We start from the raw sequence: 20481 nt of genomic DNA on the forward strand, positions 1-20481 counted from the left end.
CTATTTTTATTTTCCTATGTCTTTTATCTCATCAACAAGAGTTTTTGAGATCAAGTCGATATCGGTCGGCTCATCCTCCGCGTCCCATCTAAATGCAGCAATCTCCGCCAAAACAGCGATCTCTTTAAAATAGCTATATTTCGTTGTAGAGAGTGGTATAGCGTAAGAGACCAAAAGCCTATCAGCGTTATCATAAATTTTCACGCTGTAGCGAAAGTGTGGTTTATTTAACGCCTTACCGCCCCAGTTAAACCATCTTTCATAGTCCATTTGTATTTTTATCTTGAAGCTATTTTCGTCCCCCAAAATGCCCTGCTCTTTTAGATGTTTGTTTATAAATTCCACAAATTCATCACGAAGTTCGCTTTCATTTTTATAGTTAGTGTTGTGCTCGTATCTAGTTGGTTGATTTGTCAATGTTAGGTTAAAATCACTAACAATGTATTTAGTCACGCCTTTTTGTATCGGCGTTGGCTCAACATTATATTTATATCTTCCCCCACATCCAACGAAGAAAACACTTAAAACTATTAAAAAGAGTATTTTTACAAATTTCATATTTTCTAAATTTACGATAAGCCGTCGATCTTGCCATCTGCGTCTATCTTCATATTTACTGCAGCTGGCACTTTTGGAAGCCCTGGCATCAGCATGATCTTACCACAAACTGCGACGATAAAGCCAGCTCCAGTTCTAATATCAAGGTCTTTTACGCTAAATGTAAAGCCTTTTGCTCTACCCAAAAGCTTCGCATCGTCACTAAATGAATACTGAGTTTTTGCAATACAAACTGGCAAATGGCTCAAATTTAGCTCTTTTATCATCTCAAGCTTTTTAAGAGCAGTCTCCTCAAAGACCACCTCGCCAGCTCCATAAATTTCCTTAGCGACTTTTTCTATTTTAGTTTTCGTGTCGTCACTCATCTCGTATGTAAAATTTATCTTACTTGGCTTATCGCACGCTTTTAAAACTAGCTCAGCAAGCTCAAGTGCACCTTTGCCACCTTTTAAGAAATTCTCACAAACTGCCACTTCTACGCCAAGCTCACGGCAGTACTCTTTTACAAAATTTATCTCTTCATTAGTGTCAAAGCCAAATTTGTTAAGCGCCACAACTACGTTTTGACCAAATTTGACTTTTAAATTTTCGATGTGTCCGCCAAGATTTTCGATGCCTTTTTTAAGGGCGTTCATATCTGGTTTTGTGATCTCATCTTTATTTGCTTCACCGTTATATTTTAGCGATCTGATAGTGCTTACAAGTACCACAGCACTTGGTTTGATGTCAGCAACCCTGCATTTTATATCTAAAAATTTCTCCGCTCCAAGCTCCGAGCCAAAGCCAGCTTCAGTGATGACATAGTCGGCTAAATTTAGAGCTGTTTTTGTCGCGATGACCGAATTGCAGCCGTGTGCGATGTTTGCAAATGGACCGCCATGCACGAGCGTAGGTGTATGTTCAAGCGTTTGAAATAAATTTGGCTTGATCGCATCTTTTAAAAGTATACAAACAGCGTCTTCGCAGCCCAGATCACGCACGTAGATAGGCTTTTTGTCGCTATCATAGGCGACCATGATATTTGCCACGCGCTCTTTTAGATCAGAGAGGCTCGTAGCCAGACAAAGTACAGCCATGATCTCGCTTGCGGCGGTGATGTTAAAGCCATCTTCTCTTGGCACGCCGTCTGTTCTGCCGCCCTGGCCCACAGTGACAAATCTTAGCGCGCGGTCGTTCATATCCATACAGCGCTTCCATAAAATTTTCTCTATTTTTAGCGGGTTTTCTTGATAGAGGCTATTATCTATCATCGTTGAAATCAGGTTATTTGCCGATGTTATCGCATGAAAATCGCCAGTGAAGTGTAAATTTAGATCCTCCATCGGCGCAAGCTGTGAGTAGCCACCACCTGCTGCTCCACCTTTTATGCCAAAAACTGGTCCAAGAGATGGCTCACGAAGCGCTAAGCAAACCTTTTTATTAAGCGAATTTAGCGCATCAGCTAGGCCGATCGACATAGTCGTTTTACCCTCGCCATATGGGGTTGGATTAGTCGCAGTAACCAAGATAAGCTTTGAGTTTGATGGCTCAAGCCTTGGAGAAATTTTAGCCTTATATTTGCCATAAAGTTCAAGCTCGTCTTCGCTTAAGCCTAGTCTTGCGGCAACTCTGTCGATATGTTCTAACTTTGTTTGGTGAGTTATCTCGATGTCGCTTAGCATTTTACCACTCCAAATATGTTTTTGCTTTTTTTATCTCACTAATGTTGATCTCAAAGATCCCTTCCTCGTTTTCAACTGCAATACTTTCTTCGTCCGCTTTTACGAGCCTTCCTGCAAATTTCTCAGCCTCGGTTTGAACTTTTACAAGCTCGCCAACGCTCGCTTTAAAGTGAGATGGCTTACTAAGCTTTCTCTCAAGGCCAGGTGAGCTAACTTCGAGGTTATAATCCCCATTAACTGGCGGTGTCACATCAAAGATAGGCGAGAGTAGACGGCTTACTTTTTCACAGTCATCAAGGCTCACTCCGCCATTTTTTGTAATATAAACTCTAAAAATAGCCCTGCCATTTTCATTTGCGATCTCGCTGTCATAAAGCTCGACACCGCATTCGCGTACTAGTTTGTCTAAATTATCCATTTTTGTTTAAATCCTTCGAAATTTTATCAAACAACTTATCCATATGGTTTTGATACTCTAATCTATCGTCAAATTTAAAGTGAAAATTTGGGCATCTATACCAGCCCTCGGCTGCCATACAGTGGTTTTGCAAATGCCTGCAAACTCGCTTTAAATGTCCCAAAATATACTCTTGTTCACGCTCATCAAAAGCCATCTTATCAAGATAAACAAAGGCGTCGTATCTGCCCTTTTTACACTCGACATCAGTGACACAAAGCCCCTTTAAAATGCTATCTTCAAGAGTGGCTAGAGCCTCTGGTATGAGCTCTTTTAGCACACTCTCTGTTCTCATACGCTTTATTTCGTTAGCGTTCATAGAGTAGCTTTCTCCTTGACTTCTTTGAAGCTTTCGATGTAATCATTTTCTCTGATGTCGTTGAAATTTTCGATACCAACGCCACATTCATAACCTTTAGCAACCTCTTTGACGTCATCTTTGAAGCGTTTTAGTGAGCTTACTAAGCCCTCATAAACGACCACGCCTTCTCTAATAAGACGAATTTTTGCACCTCTGTTTATCGTGCCTTCAGTGACGATACATCCAGCAATAGTACCGACTTTTGGCACATGGATCACTTGGCGAACCTGAGCTTGACCAAGCTGCTCTTCTCTAATGATCGGTGACATTAGTCCGCCTAAAATCGCCTTCACGTCGTCGATTAGATTATAAATAACATTGTAAGTTTTAATTTCAACGCCACTCTCTTTTGCCTTTTCTTTTATCTCGCCAGTTGGTCTTATGTTAAAGCCAAGGATTATGCAGTCTTCGCTCGCACTAGCAAGTGCTACGTCGCTTTGCGTGATGCCGCCAACACCAGAGTGGATGACATTTACCCTGATCTCATCATTTGCTAGTTTTTCTAGGCTTGCTTTTAGCGCCTCAAGTGAGCCACCAACGTCAGCTTTAATAATAACTGGAAGCGTCTTTAACTCACCCTCAGCAATCTTAGCGCTAAGCTCATCAATACTAACTTTTGTACTCTTACTAAGCTCTTTTTGGCGGATATATTCAGCCTTTTTCTGCGCGTATTCACGAGCCTCTTTATCTGTTTTTACACCTATTAGCGTCTCGCCAGCCTCTGCTATTTCGCTAAGACCTACTATCACACCACATTCGCCTGGTTTTATATCTTGCAAAGGCTTACCTTGGTCATCAAGCAAGCTTCTTATCTTTCCATATGCGACACCAGCAACGACAGTATCTCCAACATGAAGCGTGCCATTTTCAACGATAATAGTAGCTACTGGGCCACGGCCTTTTTGAAGTGAGCTCTCGATAACAGTTGCTTTTGCATTTGCCTTTGGATTTGCTTTTAGTTCTAAAAGGTCAGCTTGTAAAAGTACGATCTCAAGTAGATCATCTATACCCATGCCTGTTTTTGCAGAGATTGGCACAAATTCATACTTTCCGCCCCACTCTGTTGGCATGATATCAAGCTCAGCAAGACCTGTCTTTACTAGGTCAGGATTTGCTGACTCTTTATCCATTTTATTTATAGCGATGATTATCGGTACGCCTGCAGCTTTTGCGTGGCTAACCGCCTCTTTTGTTTGTGGTTTTACGCCGTCATCTGCTGCAACAACTATAATAACTATATCGGTTACACCAGCTCCCCTTGCACGCATAGCAGTAAACGCTTCGTGACCTGGAGTGTCGATAAATGTGATATTTTTGCCGTTTTTATTTACCATGTAAGCACCGACATGCTGAGTGATACCACCAGCCTCTCCTGCTGCTACACGTGATTTTCTTATGTAATCAAGCAATGAAGTTTTACCATGATCAACGTGACCCATGATGGTTATGACTGGTGCTCTTGGCTGGAGATTTTCATCGTCTTTTATCTCTTCTTCATAGGCTGCTACGTAGTCAAATTCTTTTTGATCGTCGATGATATTAACCTCTACATTAAACTCATCGGCTAAAATTTCTATCGCATCTTCATCCAAAAAGTCATTTTTTGTTGTCATCATACCAAGCATAAAAAGCTTACCAATGATCTCGCTTGGCTGTTTGTTTAGCTTTTCAGCAAATTCATAAACACGAATTTCTTTTGGAATATTTATAGACGTCACAGCTTCATTGTTTTGTTTATTTTCAGGCTTTTTGTGTTTTTTTCTAGCTCTTCTTTGAATGCCACCTTCGCCAAAAGAATTTATCGTATTGTTGACTGTAGTTCTCATAACATTTGGCTGTTTTGTCTTTTGAGCAGGTGCTGGTACCGGAGTTTTAAAACTAAAATCAGGAAGAACAACTACATCTTCATCTTCTAGCACAATGTCACCAAAATCACTTCCACCAAGCAGATCCATCTTCTGGGCGCTATCCTTTTTACTTGCAACAACTACTTTTTTATCTTTTTTCTTTTTCTTAGCTAAATTTTCATCATTTGCTGAAAACATACTTTTAAAATCGCTTATATTAGCTATGCTTGGTTCAGGCTTTTTCTCTTCTTTTGTAGCAATTGGCGCTTCATAGTCTTTTTTCTTTTTTACTATCACAAGGCCACGTCTTTTTTGAGTCACATCAGCCAAGCTCTCTTTTGGTCTTGGAGCTTCGACTTGTTTTTGCTCTATTTTTATTTCTTCTTTTTTAGGTTCAATTTTTTGTTTTTCTTCTAAAATTTGTGCCTCTTTCTTAGGCTCAGCTTTTACTGACTTTGACTCAGTTTTAGTAGTAGCTTTTTTAGGTTCACTTTTTTGTTTTTCTTCTTTTTTTACTGACTCTTTTTCTACTTCTTTTTTAGGCTCTTTTTTTGGTTTAGGTTCACTCTTTTTCTTTTTAAATTTATCTGGTATCACGCCAGTTTGAACATATTCATATATAGCTTCGGCCTCTTCAAGGCTAACTGCATTTGAGTGAGTTTTGACTTTTAATCCTAACTCTTGAGCTTTTTCTACTATCTCTTTACTTGGGTAGCCAAGCTCGTTTGCGATCTCTGAAATCCTAACATTGCTCATTTAAGAGTATCTCCTTTAACTTCGGTGCATCACAAATAAAAGCACCTTTAGTTTGTTTATCAATTATTTTTTTTAAAATTTTTATATCTTTTTGCATACATTTGTCGCACAGATAAAAGCTACGACCATTTCCTTTGCCATGCTCTAAATTCTTACCTACCAAGCGGTATCTTTTTAGCAAGCTCTGAGAAATTTTAACTTTACAAGCGACACATGTCCTTACGGGATTATTTTTGTTCATTATATCTTTTTAAACTTGTTTTTAGCTTTGCGTAATTTCGTATCCATCGTTATCAAATGAAAAAACCTCAACCCTAAAATCACTAAATTTACTCTTTAAAATATCTTGTAAATTTTTAGCATCATCTTTGTAAGCGATGTTTAAAAAGCTTGAACCTGAGCCTGAAAGCGTGCTCATTAAAGCACCATTTTCATAAGCTACTTTTCTAACTTCAAAAAGTTCTTCTAAAGCGTGCATTCTACGCTCTTCATGCATCAAATCTTTGCTTGCTATTTTTAAGAGATCATACTTTTTTTCATAAAAACAAGACGTTAAAAAAGCAGCATGAGATAAGTTATTTACACACTCTTTCATCGTATAGTTCTTTGGTAAAATTTGCCTTGACGAGGAAGTACTCATTGGTTTATTTGGGATAACAACTACTGCTTTTATCTCGTCACTTAAATTTATTTTATTTGCGTAAACATTGCCATTTTTTACGATCGCGCTGATAAATCCACCGTGAACTGCTGGCGAGATATTATCAGGATGGGTTTCGTAGATGATAGCTTTATTTAAAACTGCCTCTTTACTTGCCTTAAAGCCAGCCATTTCGTACGCTGAAGCAATGGCTCCAACGATAACAGCGGAGCTACTGCCAAGTCCCCTTGAAAATGGGATATTATTTTCAAAAACGACTCTAAAATTTTCATTTTTACCAGTTAGCTCAAAAAAAATTTCATTAAAAATACTTAAGAATATATTATTTCTCTTTAAATTTACACTTCCACTGCCTTCGCCGTTTATCGACACTGAGCTAAATTTTGCTGGCTCGATTTTCACGCTATTAAAAAGCTTCAAACTGAGCCCCAAAGCATCAAAACCAGGGCCCAAATTCGCACTTGTTGCAGGCACTAAGATATTCAAAATTTCTCCTAAACTGCTTGGATGATATAATCTGGTAGTGTATCTGAATTTAGTTTTAATTCATCTAAATTTAAAGGCAACCTAAATCCTACTGGCTCTACTTTTTCAAGTAAAATTTTGCCATCTTTTAAAATGAAGCTTAAATTTTTATTTGCTCTGATCGCTTGGCCTCCATTTAAGCTAAAGCCACTAACGGCGTAAAATTTGCATCCTTTCGCCAAAGAAAATGTTTTTAAGATGACATAGGCCACCTTTAACCCCATAAAGCTTCCTGGCGTATTTGCATAGATAATTTTTGTGATATTAAATTTAGAGGATAAATTTTCTAAGATTTTTATCAAAGCTTCACTGACATGTTCATCAGTCGTAATTTCATCAAATTTTACGCCATCTTTATAAACTCCAACCAAGAGCGGAGTCGATAAAGAGACAACTAAAATTTCAATATTTTCTATGCAAATACCTTTTGATACTCTTTTAGAAGTTCGCCATTTAGAGTTGCGATCTCGTAGTTTTTCTCATCGGCCATCAAAGCAAGAGTTAATTTGTGATTTAGATCATGACTTCCAGCAAATGCTGTATAATCGCCCAATAAAGGCGCCCCAAGCAAGCTCAAATCACCAATCGCATCTAAAATTTTGTGCCTTACAAACTCATTTTCAAATCTCAAACCTTCTGGATTTAGGATATGCGTATCATCGATTGCCACGGCATTATCAAGCGATGCACCAAGAGCTAAATTTTGAGCTTGCAAACGTTGTAAATCTTTCAAAAATCCAAAAGTTCTAGCACGAGCTATATTTTTTATAAATGAGCTTTTACTAAAATCAAAAACATATCTTTGTTCACCAATAACTGGATGATCAAATTTTATCGTATAGTCAAATTTTGGACTTCTTGAAGGTGAAGTTCGTACAAATTTAGAACCCTCAACAACCTCAACTTCACGTCTGACAAGAATTACTTTTTTGCCAGCATCAAGATATCTTATGCCAGCCTCATCAAGTAGCATACAAAAGCTTATTGCACTACCATCCATCACTGGAATTTCATTTGCATCAACAGAAATTCTAATATTATCAATGCCATAACCATTTATGGCTGACATTAGATGCTCAATCGTACTAATAAAGCCCTTTTCGTTGCCAACAACAGTTGCCATCTGCGTATTTATAACATTTTTAGGTTCAGCTTTAAAACTAATACCAAGATCTTCGCGGTGCAAAATAATGCCAGAATTTGCATCAAGAGGTTCTAGTATAAGTCTTATCGGCTCACCTTTATGAAGCCCTATACCAACGGTCTCAACGCGTCTTGCGATAGTAGTTTGTTTCAAGAATTTTCCTTATATTTTTAATCCGCTTATGATAGCACTAAAAAATCAATTTTGCAAATTTTTTAGTTCTTGTCTATCATCGCTTTTGCAGCATCTAAAACACTTGTGATATTGTCCTTTATCCACTTTTTATCCATCCATTGTTGTGGTCTCACCTCTTCGCCTTGGACTAAAATTCCAAAGTGAAGGTGATCACCAAGTGCAAGACCACTAGTTCCAGTAGTGCCTATCTGATCGCCAGCTGCCACCATATCGCCCTCTTTTACTCTAGTGCTTGAGCAGTGTCCATAAAGCGAATAAAGCCCAAATCCATGATCAATCACAATATTTAATCCATAAATTCCATTTTCAGATGCAAGTACGACACGGCCGGCATTGCTAGCTATTATAGGAGCTGCGGCCACACTTGCAAAGTCTATTCCCATATGCCATGATTCGCTTACTTGCTCGTTATTATATGTATAGTATCGGTGATCGGCGAAGTCAGCCACTTTTTTACCATTTCTTAGTGGATAAAATGGTGTCGCACTAAAGCCAGTTAACATCTCATCGCCAGGGTTTGTAGTAAGTGCTGTTATTTTTTCTTCGTTTGAATTTCTAAGCGTTTCATTGACAAATCTCATTTTCTCAAGCCTTGAAAGCGCGCTTGGATCTTTTGCATATTGATCAGTTAGATCAACTATCTTACCATCTAAAAATCTATCATTTAATGCAATAGTTGAAGTTTTATACTTTACATTTTCATAAAAATATCTAACATGAGACTTGCTTTCATTGCCTGCAAAGTCTCTTGCAATGACCTCAGCACTAAAATTTTCAACCTGAACTGGCCAAGCAACGAGTGCTGCATAAAAGCCCTCTTTATAAAATGGTACAGCCTTAAATTTTTTACCAAAATTTGTCTGGACATAGACCTCTTTTAGCTGATTATCAGTTGCCCTAAAGACCACAACCGCGCTACCACCTTTTGAGATAGAATAAGACTGCGAAAGCACGTAAAGATCAGGTTTTGAAGTATCAAGCGCGACTTCAACTTTTTTGCTAGCTTTGTTGCCAGTAAAAAAGCTCCATTTACTGGTATCCACAGCCTCAATATTCATCTCATAAGTATCTTTTTGAGCAAAAAAGCCAGTCTTTGGGAAGGTCAAATTTACATCAAGCTCAGTACTTGGATTTTGTATGATTTGATTTAACAAATTTAGATCATTTTTCCCATCATTCATACTAATTCGTACAAATTTTATACCGCTATCATCTTTAAATTTGATATTCATTGGAGTTCTAAGATTCCAATAAACTTTATCAGCAACACCAATTATCGGCTCGTTTCGCTCAAAATCTTTTGACATCAAAGCATAGCCAAAACCACCGGCTAAAATTAAAATTAGTAAAAGCACAACAATACCAAAACCACCAATTCCACGTCTATACATATATTTTTACCTTAAATTTTATTTGCGAAATTTTACATTTAATCAATAAATTTTTAGTTAATTACAAAATTTCTCTTACAGCTCTAGCATCGCTCATCCAGGCAAAAAGTTCATCCCAGTGTTCATCTTTGATGAGATCTTTGCACAAATTTAGCTCTTTTTCAAACATATTTATGGCTTCAATAACATTATTTTTATTTTGCTTAAAGATATCGCTCCACATAAAAGGCGAGCTCTTTGCAACACGTATCATGCCCTTAAATGTAGGTCCACCTAGTGCCACAATATGCCTTTTATCCTCTTCTTTTAAAATCCCACTCGCAAGAGAAAATGCAATCGCATGAGGCAAATGCGAAATAAGACCCACGTGATGATCATGTTCTTTCGCACTCATAAAAATAATCTTCATGCCAAGGCAAGAAAATAGCTCAACGCTTCTTTTTACATGTTTTTCTGCGCTCTCAGCAAAGTTACAAACGATAACAGTTGCTCCTGTGTAAAGTGATTTGAAAGCAGCCTCTGGACCAGAATACTCAGTACCTGCCATTGGATGAGCTGGAATGAAATTTTTGCGAATTTTTTCTGGCACAGCCTCGATGATCTTTTGTTTAGTTGAGCCAAAATCAATGATAGTTGTATCTTCGCTGATATCAGTTAAATTTTGCACGATGCTCACGATAGCCTCGACTGGTACAGCCAAAAAGATGATGTCACACTTCTTTTTCATCTCATCTATACTTAAAATTTCATGCACCAAGCCAAGCTCTAAGGCCTTTTTGCTATGATTTTCATCTTTATCGTATCCGCTAACACAAGAAATTAATTTTTCATCTTTTAATGCTAACCCAAGTGAGCCGCCCATAAGACCAAGTCCGATGATACCTATTTTCATAAAAAACCTTCAAAATTATAAAATTTAAATTTATTAAAAATAAAATATGATATTATACGCACTTATACTAAAACTCTAGGTTAAATTTAATGAAAAAGAAATTATTTTTATTAGCATTAGCTTTCAGTGGCCTAAGCGCACAAACAATCCAGTCAATAAATTTTAAAGGCCTAATTCACCTTTCGCCTGAAGTAGCAAGCCAAATAATGGGCCTAAAAGTCGGTCAGGATTTGACTCCAAAGCTTAGCGATAAGGCGATCACAAATTTATACAAACAAAATTATTTCGACGATATCTACATAGAAGATACAGGCAATGGCAATCTTTTAGTAGCTGTAAAAGAGAAGCCAAGTGTTGCGAGAGTCGATCTAAAAGGCGTCGTAACAAATGATAAAACTGCGATCGAGTCACTAATCAACATCAAACCAGGCAATATGTATGATGAGCTTACAATAGAAAAAACTAAAGAGAGAATTCGTCAGTATTATGAGTCAAAGGGATATTTTGATACCGTTGTAGACGTAGAAAAACAACCAGTTGCAGATAACGATAGCTCACTTTTTATAACACTCAATATAAACCGTGGCGAAAATATGATAATCAAAAATGTAAATTTAGTCGGTGCAAAAGAGTTTGATTATGACGACATTGAGCCAGTAGTTGCAAATAAAAGTAGAGAATTTATGGGCTGGCTTTGGGGTAGAAATGACGGTAAAGTTAAACTTTTTGAGCTTGAAAATGATCCAGCAAGAATACAAGACAAATATTTCCAAAAAGGCTATTTAGATGCGACTATTTCGTCACCTTATTTAAATTCATCGTTTGATAACTACACAGCTGATCTTACTTATTATGTTCATGAAGGTGAGCCCTATAAGGTTTCAAATGTAAGCATTACGGCACCTGAAGAGCTAGAGCTTGACACTAAAAAGATTATAGATGACTTTAGGCTTGAGGCTGGTGACACGATGAACTCAGCAAGACTTCGCCAAGATATGAAAAAGCTCGATGATATGGTTGCTGATAAAGGTTATGCATTTGTCAAAGTCTATCCAAAGACTGATAAATTTGATGAAAATAAAACCGTCGATATTGACTACGAAGTCGATCCTGGCGAAAAAGTATATATAAGAAATGTTCAAATTTCAGGAAACGATAGAACTGTTGACCGCGTTGTAAGACGTGAACTTTATCTAACTGAAGGAAATTTATATAGCAGAACCGACCTTCAAGACTCAAAAGATGCACTAAAAAGAACAAGCTACTTTGATGACGTTGAGATAGAAGAAGATCCGGTTGATAAAAATACAGTTGATCTAAAGGTAAAAGTAAAAGAGGCTTCAACTGGCTCAATAAGCGGTGGTATCGGATACGGCAGCAGTGACGGACTACTACTAAACGCAGCACTTTCTGACACAAATATCTTTGGCTCTGGTCTTCAAGGACAAGTAAGCGTAGATAAGAGCGACAGAGAGCTTTCAGGTCAGATAAGTCTTACAAATCCAAGAATTTTTGACTCAGAGTATAGCCTTGGCGGAACACTTTACGCAAATGACTATGACTGGAGAACATATAAAGAGAGAAGCTATGGCTTTAGCACAACATTAGGTAGAAAACTAACTAGAAATTTAAGCGCATCGCTTACTTACAATATTGAGCAAAGCAAAATTACTTTAAAAGATGATGAACTAAGAGATATCAACACAAAAACTAAAAAAGAAATTTATAGAGAAGGTAAAGCTATAAAAAGCGCTATAACTCCAGCTTTAACATATAATAGCACTGATGATTATTACTTGCCAAGACGTGGCATCATAGCTGGCACATCATTTGAGATAGCTGGACTTGGTGGCGATATAGACTTTATCAAAAATCGCACAAATTTTAACTACTATCTAGGTCTTAGAGAATACATCGACTACGATCTTATCTTAAGATATAAAGCAAGCTTTGGCAAAATTTGGGAAAGAGGATATACTCCGATTAACGAAAGACTTTACCTTGGTGGCATAAGAAGCTTACGTGGTTACGAGAGCAGAACTGTATCTCCAAAGGTAAAATATAATGGCGACTACTACGAATACGGCGGTGAAACTTCATTTAATAATTCAGCTGAAATAAGCTTCCCTATAATAGATCGTGTCAAAATGCGTGGCGTTGTATTTTATGACTATGGTATGATCGGCGAAAATAGCCTAAATGAGATAAAAAGATCTTCAGTTGGAACTGGTATCGAGTGGATAACTCCTATTGGACCACTTCAACTAATCTTTGCAAAAGCTCTTAAACCTAAAGAGGGCGATGATACAAATACATTTGAATTTACTATCGGAAGACGCTTCTAACAAGATATTTTTTTAAGGGGTCAACTTGCCCCTTAAAACCTCCACAAATAAACAAACTTTAAGTCATATAAGAAAAAGCAAGGCAAACATTAGATATAATCCCACAATTTTTAATATAAGTGGGTAAAAATATGAATTTCTCAGATATTTTTTCAAAGATAAGAAAAGCTCAACCTCGTCCAGAAGAAGCGCCTACACACTGGGTAAAATGCGATAATTGTCACTCACTGATGTACTACAAAGAAGTTGAAGCTTGTTTTAATGTATGCCCAAAATGTGGCTATCATATGAGATTAAAAGCTACCGATCGTATAAATTTGATCTGTGATGAAGATAGCTTTATTGAATTTGATGCAAATTTAAAGCCAGTTGATCCATTAAATTTTGTCGATAAAAAATCATACAAAAAAAGAATTACAGAAAATAAAGAAAAAACTGGGCGTACAAGCTCAGTTATTTGTGGAGAAGGTAAATGCGAAGGCCAAGAAATTCAGCTAGTTGTCTTTGACTTTGGCTTCATGGGTGGTTCGCTAGCTTCAGTTGAGGGTGAAAAGATCGTAAGAGCGATAAAACGAGCAATAGAAAAACGCCAAGCTTTAGTCATAGTGAGTGCTTCAGGTGGAGCTAGAATGCAAGAGAGTACATTTTCTTTGATGCAAATGTCAAAGACATCAGCCGCTTTAAAACTACTTGATGAAGCAAAATTACCTTACATCTCAATACTTACTGATCCGACAATGGGTGGCGTTAGCGCCTCTTTTGCTTGGCTTGGAGATCTAATAATCGCTGAACCTGGCGCTTTAATAGGCTTTGCAGGTCAAAGGGTCATCAAACAAACCATTGGTGCTGATTTACCAGAGGGATTTCAAAGAGCTGAGTTTTTGTTAGAGCATGGCCTAATCGATGCTATCGTGCCAAGAAGCGAACATAAAAAATATATAAGCGATATGGTTAAATTTCTCACAAATAATAAGACAATACATCAAAAAGACAAACAAGACGAGAGTGAAAACAACTTTGAACTAAAGCTAAAAACCAAAGGCTAAATTTGGAAATTTCAGTTTTTAGCATTCAAAAATCATCACGTGATAACTTTGAAAACGAGATACAAGAATATATAAAAATGAGTGCAAAATTTGCCAAGATAAACGATAAAGTCTTTTTCAATGAAAAAATAGCAAAAGCTCAAAGTGCCGGAAAAAGCGAAGCATTAAGAGCCTATGATGAAATTTATGAGCCAAATTTAAAAGGCTTTTGCGTAATGCTTGATGAAAATGGCTTGCAACTTGATAGCCAAGAATTTGCACAAATTTTAAACTCAAATTCACAAATTAACTTTTTCATAGGTGGAGCTTATGGCCTTAGCCAAAATTTAAAGAATAAAGCACAAAAAATCGTAAGTTTGAGCAAGATGACGATGGCACATAAGATTGCCAAGCTTGTACTTTTTGAGCAAATTTTTAGAGCACTTTGCATAAATGCAAACCACCCATATCACAAATAAAGGAATATAAATGACACAAACTGAGCTAAATTTTTTTAAAAAATTACTTGAAGAAAGAAAATTACAGATCAAAAAAAATATCTATGATTCATCTGTTGAAGTAAATGGCTTAAGAGATAGTGGTGTAAGCGATGAGTTTGATATAGCCTCAGTAAATACAGACCAGCTAATAGAGCATTCCATCTCGACGCAACAAAGAGCGGAGCTATCAGAGATAGATGAAGCACTAGAGAAGATAGCAAATAAAACTTATGGAATTTGTGATATGTGTGAAGAGGAGATCAGCATACCGCGACTAAAAGTAAAACCACATGCAAAATACTGCATAACTTGCCGTGAAATAATCGAAAAAACAGCAAAAAACTAAGGAGAAAACATGAAAACTAGAAAATTTCTCGTCTACTGCATAATCTACATAGTAGTTGTTGCAGGGCTTACTTATTCTCTTAATAGTTCTGATTACACATTTGAGCTTTTAGGCCAAACTATAACTCTGCCAATTGCTATTTGGGTCGCTCTTCCAGTAGCTGTTTTAGCACTTCTTGCCCTACTTCATATTGCCTATCATGGATATGCTTTTTATAGATATAAAAAATGGATCAAAAAAGATAGCCAGCTTTATAAAGATTTAGCTAAAGAGACGCTTCTTGGCTTTGAGAGCAATAAAGACTTCAAAACCGACACTTACAAGATCGCCTCGCAGCTCACTCGCTCTATCTCACCAGTAGGCGAGCTTAAAGATGTCGGTGTAGATGATGCTGAGATAAACAATATCTTACAAACTATAAAAAGTATAAAAAATAAAGAGATTGTCGATCTAAAGAAATTTAGACTAGCAAAAGATAGCAAGTTGAATATCCTAAATGAGCTAAATAAGATCGAGCAACTACCTACTTACTATCTTGACATACTTAAAAATCAAGATCAAAATGAGAGCCTTAAAAAAGCTGCATTTGATAAACTTATAAAAGTAGCTTCTTTTAGCGAGATCAAAAGATTAAATTTTGAACTAGCGAGTGAAGATATAATGCTTATTATTACCCGCTTTGTAAATGACGAGATCGATCTAAGCAGTGATGAAATTTTTGATCTTTTAAACAACGCAAAAGTGACAAAAGCACAATACGACAAAGCAGCCATAATGCTTAAAAATAAGCTAAAACCAGATGCATTTATCGGCATCTTTGAGAAGCTAAAAAGCATCCATGCTGACGCTGATGAGGCTTACGTATATGCGCTATTTGAGCTTCAGATGCTTGATAAAGTAAGAGAAGCTATCGAAGGTAGCGACCCAGATGAGTTTAAAGAGATAAAGGTTTTACTATTTTTACGAGATAACGGCAAAATGGTGCCTAGCTCGCTATTTTTTAAATGATAGACTTTAGCAAAAAGCCACTTTTCTTAGCACCTCTTGCTGGCTTTTCTGACTTGCCACTAAGAAGCGTAGTTAAGAAATTTGGCTGTGATGTCACTGTTAGCGAAATGATCAGCGCAAATGCTCTAGTATATGAGAGTAGTGACAAAACGCTTGAAATGATTAAAAAATCCCCAAACGAAGAGCCTTATGTAGTTCAAATAGCTGGTAATGACACAGAAAATATAAAAAAAGCTGTGCAAATTATCAATAAATTTGATGGGATTTATGGGCTCGATCTAAACTGCGGCTGCCCCGTACCAAAGGTTGTTAGACAAGGAGCGGGTTCTGCTTTACTAAATAATCTTGATAAACTTCAAAATATAATCTCAGCCATAAAAAGCGTCTCAAACAAAGAGAGCCTGAGTGTTAAATTTAGACTTGGCTTTAACGATAAAAATGAAGAAAAGATAGCAAAAGCCTGCGAAGAAGCCGGCGCAGACTACATCGCAGTGCATGGGCGTACAAGAGCTGGCGGATACAGCGCAAAGGTTGATTACGAAGCGATCGCTAGAGTAAAGGCTAGTGTAAAAATTCCAGTCGTCGCAAATGGCGATATAAATACACAAAATGCAGATGAAATTTTAAACCTTACAAAGTGTGACGCTCTCATGATCGGCAGAGCAAGTATCGGCAGCCCTTGGATATTTCACGAGATAAAGACCAAAACCAGCGTAGATAAGGCGCTAAAGCAAAAGATCATACTAGCTCACTTTGATGCGATGATCGAGCACTACGGCGAGCACGGACTTTGCATATTTAGAAAGCATTTGCACCAATACAGCAAAGGCATAGATGGCGCAACAACCTTTAGAAATGATGTAAATTTCATTAAAGACGTGACAGCTATGAGAGAGCGCATAAGGGAGTTTTTTGCCTAGATGCAAGGCTACATCCTGCGTGTGCAAAAGGTCAGAGACGAGGACCTTTTAGTCTTTGTGCTAACGCCAAATTTGCTCGTAAAGTCGTATAGATTTTTTGGCGCTCGCCACTCAAACATCATGACTGGCTACAAGATCGACTTTGAGCTAGAGCAAGAGGCGAAATTTCTACCAAAGCTTAGAAGCATACTTCATCTTGGCTTTAAATGGCTGCTAGAGCGCGATAAGCTCATCATTTGGCAGCAGTTTATGCGCCTACTTTATGATCATCTAAAAGAGGTCGAGCAGCTCGATGAAATTTACTTTAACGAGCTTGATCGCTGCGCCAAACAGATGCAGCTGCAAAATCCAAAACGCCTCATCATCGAAAGCTACGTCAAAATTTTAGAGTATGAAGGCAGGCTTCACAGCGAGCTTGAGTGCTTTATCTGCGACGAGGAGATAGAAAGCGAGCTTTGCCTAACTCGTGGCTTTTTGCCCTCTCACAAGCACTGCCTTGATAGAAGCGAATTTGACGCTAGCAAGATCAAAAATTTATTTGATACAAAAAGCACGATCGAGCTAAATGACGATGAAATAAACCGACTTTATAAAATTTTACTTGACGGACTTTAAGCTATAGCTTGCTATTTTAAATAGCTATTTCTTAATGTTTAAAGCACATGGCTATTTTTTAAGCTTCAATTTTCTAAGTTATAAAATTCTAACCAGTAGTTTTTGCACTAAATGCTTTTGTATTTGCTATATATGATAGTTTTGATTTATGCACAAGTACAAGAATTTCATCTATTCATACATTTTTATTTATTTTTATACGAGCTAATTAAAATAGAAATATTTATAGCTTGATTCTTGGGATTAGTCCCAAGAATCAAGTGAAATTTTACTCTTCACTACTGCTATTGAGAGCAAAAAAAGTATCAGTATGGATATTTTCAAATGCTGCTTTTAGCGAAGTAAAAAGTTTTGGATTTTCTTTTTCTAAAGTCGCTAAAAGCTGTTTGGTTTCATATCTAGCATGCGGCATCTTCACGTCAAATCTCATTGCAGGACATGCTTCATCGCCAATGACTCTTAATTCATTTTTGATAGCATTTTCGCGAAGCTGTCTCTCGCGAACGAAGATAAATGGCCTAATAACTGTGATTCCATTTTTTGCAGTATATTTTGGAGCAAGCGTCCTTAGTGCACCATTATATGTAAAGTTCATAAAAAAGCTCTCCGCTGCATCGTCTAAATGATGAGCAATCGCGAGTTTATTAAAACCATGCTTTAAGGCGTAAGTATAAAGATAACCTCTTCTCATACGAGAAAAGAAACTACAAAAGCTAGAATTTTTACGGATTTTCTCTTTTGAAATTTCAAAGATTGAGCTATCTATTACTTCATGCTCTATTCCGTGCTCATTGCAATGCTTCGTAAGATAAGCGTAGTCCTCACCCATGCCGTAGCTTAGTGTTACTGCTTTAAACTCAAATTTCTCAGGTGTAACGTTTTGGATATGCTTTAGTACGTGAGCTAGTGCGAGGCTATCTTTACCACCGCTAAGACCAAGCAAGATCTTATCTCCACCCTCTATCATCTTGTATCTGGCATTTGTCTGACCAACTTGCCTAAGAAGCCTTTTACTAAGCTCTATCATAAGCTTTCTACCATTTCAAGTATAAATTTTGCACTAACATTTGCTGAATCTTGCAAAAATTTATCAAAGTCAAACTCTGCTGCATCACCAGCCCCATCGCTGATAGCTCTTAGTATAAAAAATGGCACACCTAGTGTTTCGCAAACTAGTGCAACGCTAGCACCTTCCATCTCGGTAGCGCTCGCATTAAATATCTTTTTAATCCAAGCTTTCTTTTCATTATCGCAGATAAACTGATCTCCAGTCGCAATAATACCAGCACTTAAGATCATATCTTTTTTATCAGCTATCTTTTTTGCCAGTTCATTTAGCCCTTCATCGCTTTTGACAAATATACTTGTGCCTGGCACATAGCCATAAGGATGGCCAAAAGCCGTGATATCAAGATCGTGTTGCACCAAGCTAGTAGCATAAAGCATATCGCCTATTTTTAAACTCTCATCAAGTGAGCCAGCTACACCAGTAAAGAGTAACTTTGAAGCCTTAAATTTTTCTACCATTAAAGTTGCTGTTATAGCTACATTTACTTTGCCTATCTTTGAATAGGCAATGACTAGCTCTTTTCCTTTATAGTTTGCTAAGTAAAATTTATTATTTGCATATTGAATAGTTTTATATTCACCGACCATTTCAAGGATCGGCGTTATCTCTTCTTGCATAGCTCCAAGTATCGCTATCATCTCTCCTCCAAAATTTTCACAACTTCTTCAAGACTTGCCATATCAGTAATACTATAAGTTGGCTTTTCGGTAATTTTTTTATTGATGCCCTTTAACGTCGCAGCACCAAGCTCGATAAAACAATCAACATTATTTTCATAGTTTTTAATGCTTTGTTTATAGCAAACTGGTTTTATTAGCTGCTCTTTTAGTAGGACTAGTGCTTCGCTTTTATCAGTATAAATTTTAGCATTTACATTTGAGACAACTGGAGAAAATTTGGCAGCCAAAGTACCCTCAAGCTCGCCTGTCAACCTAACACTAGCTGGTTCAAGTATCGGACAATGGCTTGCTACCGACATATTTAAAAGCATTGCTCTTTTTGCACCAGCTTCTTTAAATTTTGCTTCATAGCTAGCAAGATCAGCTCTTACGCCAGCGACAACGATTTGTCCATCGCAGTTGTAGTTTGCAGCATAAATTTGTAAACCTTCTTCTCTTGCTTTTTTACAAATTTCTTCAACCACTTCATCACTAAGTCCAAGAACTACCATCATGCCAGCATCTTTGCCAACGCAGGCTTCTTGCATAAATTTACCACGTAAATTCACAAGCCTAATCGCATCAATAAAATTAAATGCTCCACTAACTGCAAGAGCGGTAAATTCTCCAAGTGAGTGCCCGAGACTAAATTCTGGTTTTTCTTTAATAAAATTTGAAAAAGCCAAATAAGTCATTAGCGAGTTTAAGACGATAGCTGGCTGAGTAAATTCTGTTTTATCTAACTTATCGTTTTGTGTAAATAAAAGCTCTTTGTAATCAGTGCCAGTGTCATTACAAGCATCATTTAAAAGTAACTTAGCAGTAGAAAAATTTTCGTAAAAGTCTTTTCCCATACCAATACTTTGCGAGCCTTGGCCCGCAAAAACAAAAGCAAATTTTTTCATTTTAGCTTCTTAGTGATGGTGATGTCCATGTCCACCGCAACCGCAACCACCATCCTCGTGTCCGTGTCCATGCCCGTGTCCATGACCCCCGCAGCACTCATGCTCATGCTCATGCTCATGATCGTGACCACCACAACCGCAAGTATGAGCCCCAGCCACCATGCCTGTTGCTTTTTCATCTTCTGTCGCATCTCTAACTTCTAAAACTTCAACATTAAATAGTAAATCTTTACCAGCATATGGGTGATTAAAATCAACTGTCACTTCATCATCTTTGATCTCTTTAACAATAACACGAACGCTTGAGCCATCCTCATTTTGACCAAAAAGTTCCATTCCTTCATGCAAATCTATACCAGCAAATTGCTCTTTTGGTAACGACTGAATGGCTTCATTATTATATTCACCACAACCCTCTGCTGCCTTTACGCTTATAGTTGCTCTTTCACCTGATTTTAATTTGCTTACTTCTTCTTCAAGCTTTTCTATAATATGGCCATGCCCTGTTATAAATGAAATTTGGCCACCTTCTTGCATGTTTGACTCTAAAATTTCACCAGTGTTAGCATCTTTTAGTTCGTAAAACATAGTTATAACTTGATCTTTACTCACAATAATCTCCTTAGATTTGGTTTTTTGAT

At 37.3% G+C, this 20481-nt stretch carries 22 protein-coding genes; 7 read left to right on the top strand and 15 right to left on the bottom strand.

Features of this window, described 5'->3' with window-relative positions:
* Positions 1-6: 6 nt before the first annotated feature.
* From CYP54_RS03730 to CYP54_RS03780, 11 genes are all read right to left on the bottom strand, one after another.
* The gene (locus CYP54_RS03730; RefSeq protein WP_103604250.1) at positions 7-558 is read right to left on the bottom strand and encodes a hypothetical protein; all 552 of its coding nucleotides are present in this window, start codon (positions 556-558) and stop codon (positions 7-9) included.
* An 11-nt stretch (positions 559-569) separates the two neighbouring features.
* Positions 570-2219 carry a formate--tetrahydrofolate ligase gene (locus CYP54_RS03735; RefSeq protein WP_103604251.1) on the bottom strand — a complete coding sequence of 550 codons (1650 nt, stop codon included), beginning with the start codon at positions 2217-2219 and terminating at the stop codon, positions 570-572.
* Position 2220: 1 nt separating this feature from the next.
* The gene (rimP, locus tag CYP54_RS03740; RefSeq protein WP_103604252.1) at positions 2221-2637 is read right to left on the bottom strand and encodes a ribosome maturation factor RimP; all 417 of its coding nucleotides are present in this window, start codon (positions 2635-2637) and stop codon (positions 2221-2223) included.
* On the bottom strand, positions 2630-2995 hold the full coding sequence (gene rbfA / locus CYP54_RS03745; RefSeq protein ID WP_021090755.1) for a 30S ribosome-binding factor RbfA: 366 nt from the start codon (positions 2993-2995) through the stop codon (positions 2630-2632). The genes rimP and rbfA overlap by 8 nt, the downstream gene beginning before the upstream one ends.
* Positions 2992-5640 (bottom strand): translation initiation factor IF-2, encoded by a 2649-nt coding sequence (gene infB / locus CYP54_RS03750; protein WP_103604253.1) that lies wholly within the window; start codon positions 5638-5640, stop codon positions 2992-2994. The genes rbfA and infB overlap by 4 nt, the downstream gene beginning before the upstream one ends.
* Entirely contained in the window at positions 5627-5881 is a 255-nt protein-coding gene (locus tag CYP54_RS03755) for a YlxR family protein (protein WP_085657700.1), read from the bottom strand. Before CYP54_RS03755 ends, infB begins: the two co-directional genes overlap by 14 nt.
* Positions 5882-5902: 21 nt before the next feature.
* Positions 5903-6787 (bottom strand): homoserine kinase, encoded by an 885-nt coding sequence (gene thrB / locus CYP54_RS03760; protein WP_103604254.1) that lies wholly within the window; start codon positions 6785-6787, stop codon positions 5903-5905.
* An 8-nt stretch (positions 6788-6795) separates the two neighbouring features.
* Positions 6796-7197: a glycoprotease gene (locus CYP54_RS03765; protein WP_103604255.1), complete on the bottom strand. Its 402-nt coding sequence runs from the start codon at positions 7195-7197 to the stop codon at positions 6796-6798.
* A gap of 41 nt (positions 7198-7238) precedes the next feature.
* Positions 7239-8123 carry a UDP-3-O-acyl-N-acetylglucosamine deacetylase gene (gene lpxC, locus CYP54_RS03770; RefSeq protein WP_084041565.1) on the bottom strand — a complete coding sequence of 295 codons (885 nt, stop codon included), beginning with the start codon at positions 8121-8123 and terminating at the stop codon, positions 7239-7241.
* A gap of 62 nt (positions 8124-8185) precedes the next feature.
* On the bottom strand, positions 8186-9556 hold the full coding sequence (gene pgp6 / locus CYP54_RS03775) for a peptidoglycan metallopeptidase Pgp6 (RefSeq protein WP_103604256.1): 1371 nt from the start codon (positions 9554-9556) through the stop codon (positions 8186-8188).
* Between the two features lie 61 nt (positions 9557-9617).
* Complete coding sequence (locus tag CYP54_RS03780) at positions 9618-10448, bottom strand: prephenate dehydrogenase (protein ID WP_103604257.1); 831 nt, start codon at positions 10446-10448, stop codon at positions 9618-9620.
* A gap of 89 nt (positions 10449-10537) precedes the next feature.
* Between CYP54_RS03780 and bamA the strand changes: the two genes are divergently transcribed.
* The 7 genes from bamA to recO all read left to right on the top strand — a co-directional run bounded on the left by bamA (position 10538) and on the right by recO (position 17207).
* The gene (gene bamA / locus CYP54_RS03785; RefSeq protein WP_103604258.1) at positions 10538-12793 is read left to right on the top strand and encodes an outer membrane protein assembly factor BamA; all 2256 of its coding nucleotides are present in this window, start codon (positions 10538-10540) and stop codon (positions 12791-12793) included.
* A 131-nt stretch (positions 12794-12924) separates the two neighbouring features.
* On the top strand, positions 12925-13839 hold the full coding sequence (gene accD / locus CYP54_RS03790; protein WP_103604278.1) for an acetyl-CoA carboxylase, carboxyltransferase subunit beta: 915 nt from the start codon (positions 12925-12927) through the stop codon (positions 13837-13839).
* 2 nt (positions 13840-13841) lie between these two features.
* Entirely contained in the window at positions 13842-14297 is a 456-nt protein-coding gene (locus CYP54_RS03795; protein WP_103604259.1) for a 23S rRNA (pseudouridine(1915)-N(3))-methyltransferase RlmH, read from the top strand.
* Positions 14298-14307: 10 nt separating this feature from the next.
* Entirely contained in the window at positions 14308-14664 is a 357-nt protein-coding gene (dksA, locus tag CYP54_RS03800) for an RNA polymerase-binding protein DksA (protein WP_035167251.1), read from the top strand.
* Between the two features lie 9 nt (positions 14665-14673).
* Complete coding sequence (locus CYP54_RS03805; protein ID WP_054196230.1) at positions 14674-15672, top strand: hypothetical protein; 999 nt, start codon at positions 14674-14676, stop codon at positions 15670-15672.
* Positions 15669-16592, top strand: coding sequence for a tRNA dihydrouridine synthase (locus tag CYP54_RS03810; protein ID WP_103604260.1), 924 nt, complete (start codon positions 15669-15671; stop codon positions 16590-16592). Before CYP54_RS03805 ends, CYP54_RS03810 begins: the two co-directional genes overlap by 4 nt.
* Positions 16593-17207, top strand: coding sequence for a recombination protein RecO (gene recO / locus CYP54_RS03815; protein ID WP_021087592.1), 615 nt, complete (start codon positions 16593-16595; stop codon positions 17205-17207).
* Between the two features lie 268 nt (positions 17208-17475).
* On the opposite strand, the gene CYP54_RS03820 is transcribed toward recO, so the two are convergent.
* Genes CYP54_RS03820 through CYP54_RS03835 form a run of 4 tightly spaced genes read right to left on the bottom strand, consistent with a single transcriptional unit; the run spans position 17476 to position 20458 of the window.
* Positions 17476-18234 carry a tRNA 2-thiocytidine biosynthesis TtcA family protein gene (locus CYP54_RS03820; RefSeq protein WP_021090654.1) on the bottom strand — a complete coding sequence of 253 codons (759 nt, stop codon included), beginning with the start codon at positions 18232-18234 and terminating at the stop codon, positions 17476-17478.
* Positions 18231-18914 (bottom strand): 5'-methylthioadenosine/adenosylhomocysteine nucleosidase, encoded by a 684-nt coding sequence (locus CYP54_RS03825; protein ID WP_103604261.1) that lies wholly within the window; start codon positions 18912-18914, stop codon positions 18231-18233. The genes CYP54_RS03820 and CYP54_RS03825 overlap by 4 nt, the downstream gene beginning before the upstream one ends.
* Positions 18911-19840, bottom strand: coding sequence for an ACP S-malonyltransferase (fabD, locus tag CYP54_RS03830; protein ID WP_103604262.1), 930 nt, complete (start codon positions 19838-19840; stop codon positions 18911-18913). The genes CYP54_RS03825 and fabD overlap by 4 nt, the downstream gene beginning before the upstream one ends.
* Positions 19841-19849: 9 nt before the next feature.
* Positions 19850-20458 (bottom strand): FKBP-type peptidyl-prolyl cis-trans isomerase, encoded by a 609-nt coding sequence (locus CYP54_RS03835; RefSeq protein WP_258033662.1) that lies wholly within the window; start codon positions 20456-20458, stop codon positions 19850-19852.
* Between the last annotated feature and the right edge of the window lie 23 nt (positions 20459-20481).

Origin of the sequence: Campylobacter concisus (assembly GCF_002914005.1) — a bacterium.
GTDB lineage: Bacteria > Campylobacterota > Campylobacteria > Campylobacterales > Campylobacteraceae > Campylobacter_A > Campylobacter_A concisus_N.

What these genes read in the sequence shown, in the direction of transcription:
- CYP54_RS03730 (WP_103604250.1), bottom strand. Translation starts at nt 558, where the DNA reads ATGAAATTTGTAAAAATACTCTTTTTAATAGTTTTAAGTGTTTTCTTC.
- CYP54_RS03735 (WP_103604251.1), bottom strand. Translation starts at nt 2,219, where the DNA reads ATGCTAAGCGACATCGAGATAACTCACCAAACAAAGTTAGAACATATC.
- rimP (WP_103604252.1), bottom strand. Translation starts at nt 2,637, where the DNA reads ATGGATAATTTAGACAAACTAGTACGCGAATGCGGTGTCGAGCTTTAT.
- rbfA (WP_021090755.1), bottom strand. Translation starts at nt 2,995, where the DNA reads ATGAACGCTAACGAAATAAAGCGTATGAGAACAGAGAGTGTGCTAAAA.
- infB (WP_103604253.1), bottom strand. Translation starts at nt 5,640, where the DNA reads ATGAGCAATGTTAGGATTTCAGAGATCGCAAACGAGCTTGGCTACCCA.
- CYP54_RS03755 (WP_085657700.1), bottom strand. Translation starts at nt 5,881, where the DNA reads ATGAACAAAAATAATCCCGTAAGGACATGTGTCGCTTGTAAAGTTAAA.
- pgp6 (WP_103604256.1), bottom strand. Translation starts at nt 9,556, where the DNA reads ATGTATAGACGTGGAATTGGTGGTTTTGGTATTGTTGTGCTTTTACTA.
- CYP54_RS03780 (WP_103604257.1), bottom strand. Translation starts at nt 10,448, where the DNA reads ATGAAAATAGGTATCATCGGACTTGGTCTTATGGGCGGCTCACTTGGG.
- bamA (WP_103604258.1), top strand. Translation starts at nt 10,538, where the DNA reads ATGAAAAAGAAATTATTTTTATTAGCATTAGCTTTCAGTGGCCTAAGC.
- accD (WP_103604278.1), top strand. Translation starts at nt 12,925, where the DNA reads ATGAATTTCTCAGATATTTTTTCAAAGATAAGAAAAGCTCAACCTCGT.
- dksA (WP_035167251.1), top strand. Translation starts at nt 14,308, where the DNA reads ATGACACAAACTGAGCTAAATTTTTTTAAAAAATTACTTGAAGAAAGA.
- CYP54_RS03805 (WP_054196230.1), top strand. Translation starts at nt 14,674, where the DNA reads ATGAAAACTAGAAAATTTCTCGTCTACTGCATAATCTACATAGTAGTT.
- CYP54_RS03810 (WP_103604260.1), top strand. Translation starts at nt 15,669, where the DNA reads ATGATAGACTTTAGCAAAAAGCCACTTTTCTTAGCACCTCTTGCTGGC.
- recO (WP_021087592.1), top strand. Translation starts at nt 16,593, where the DNA reads ATGCAAGGCTACATCCTGCGTGTGCAAAAGGTCAGAGACGAGGACCTT.
- CYP54_RS03820 (WP_021090654.1), bottom strand. Translation starts at nt 18,234, where the DNA reads ATGATAGAGCTTAGTAAAAGGCTTCTTAGGCAAGTTGGTCAGACAAAT.
- CYP54_RS03825 (WP_103604261.1), bottom strand. Translation starts at nt 18,914, where the DNA reads ATGATAGCGATACTTGGAGCTATGCAAGAAGAGATAACGCCGATCCTT.
- fabD (WP_103604262.1), bottom strand. Translation starts at nt 19,840, where the DNA reads ATGAAAAAATTTGCTTTTGTTTTTGCGGGCCAAGGCTCGCAAAGTATT.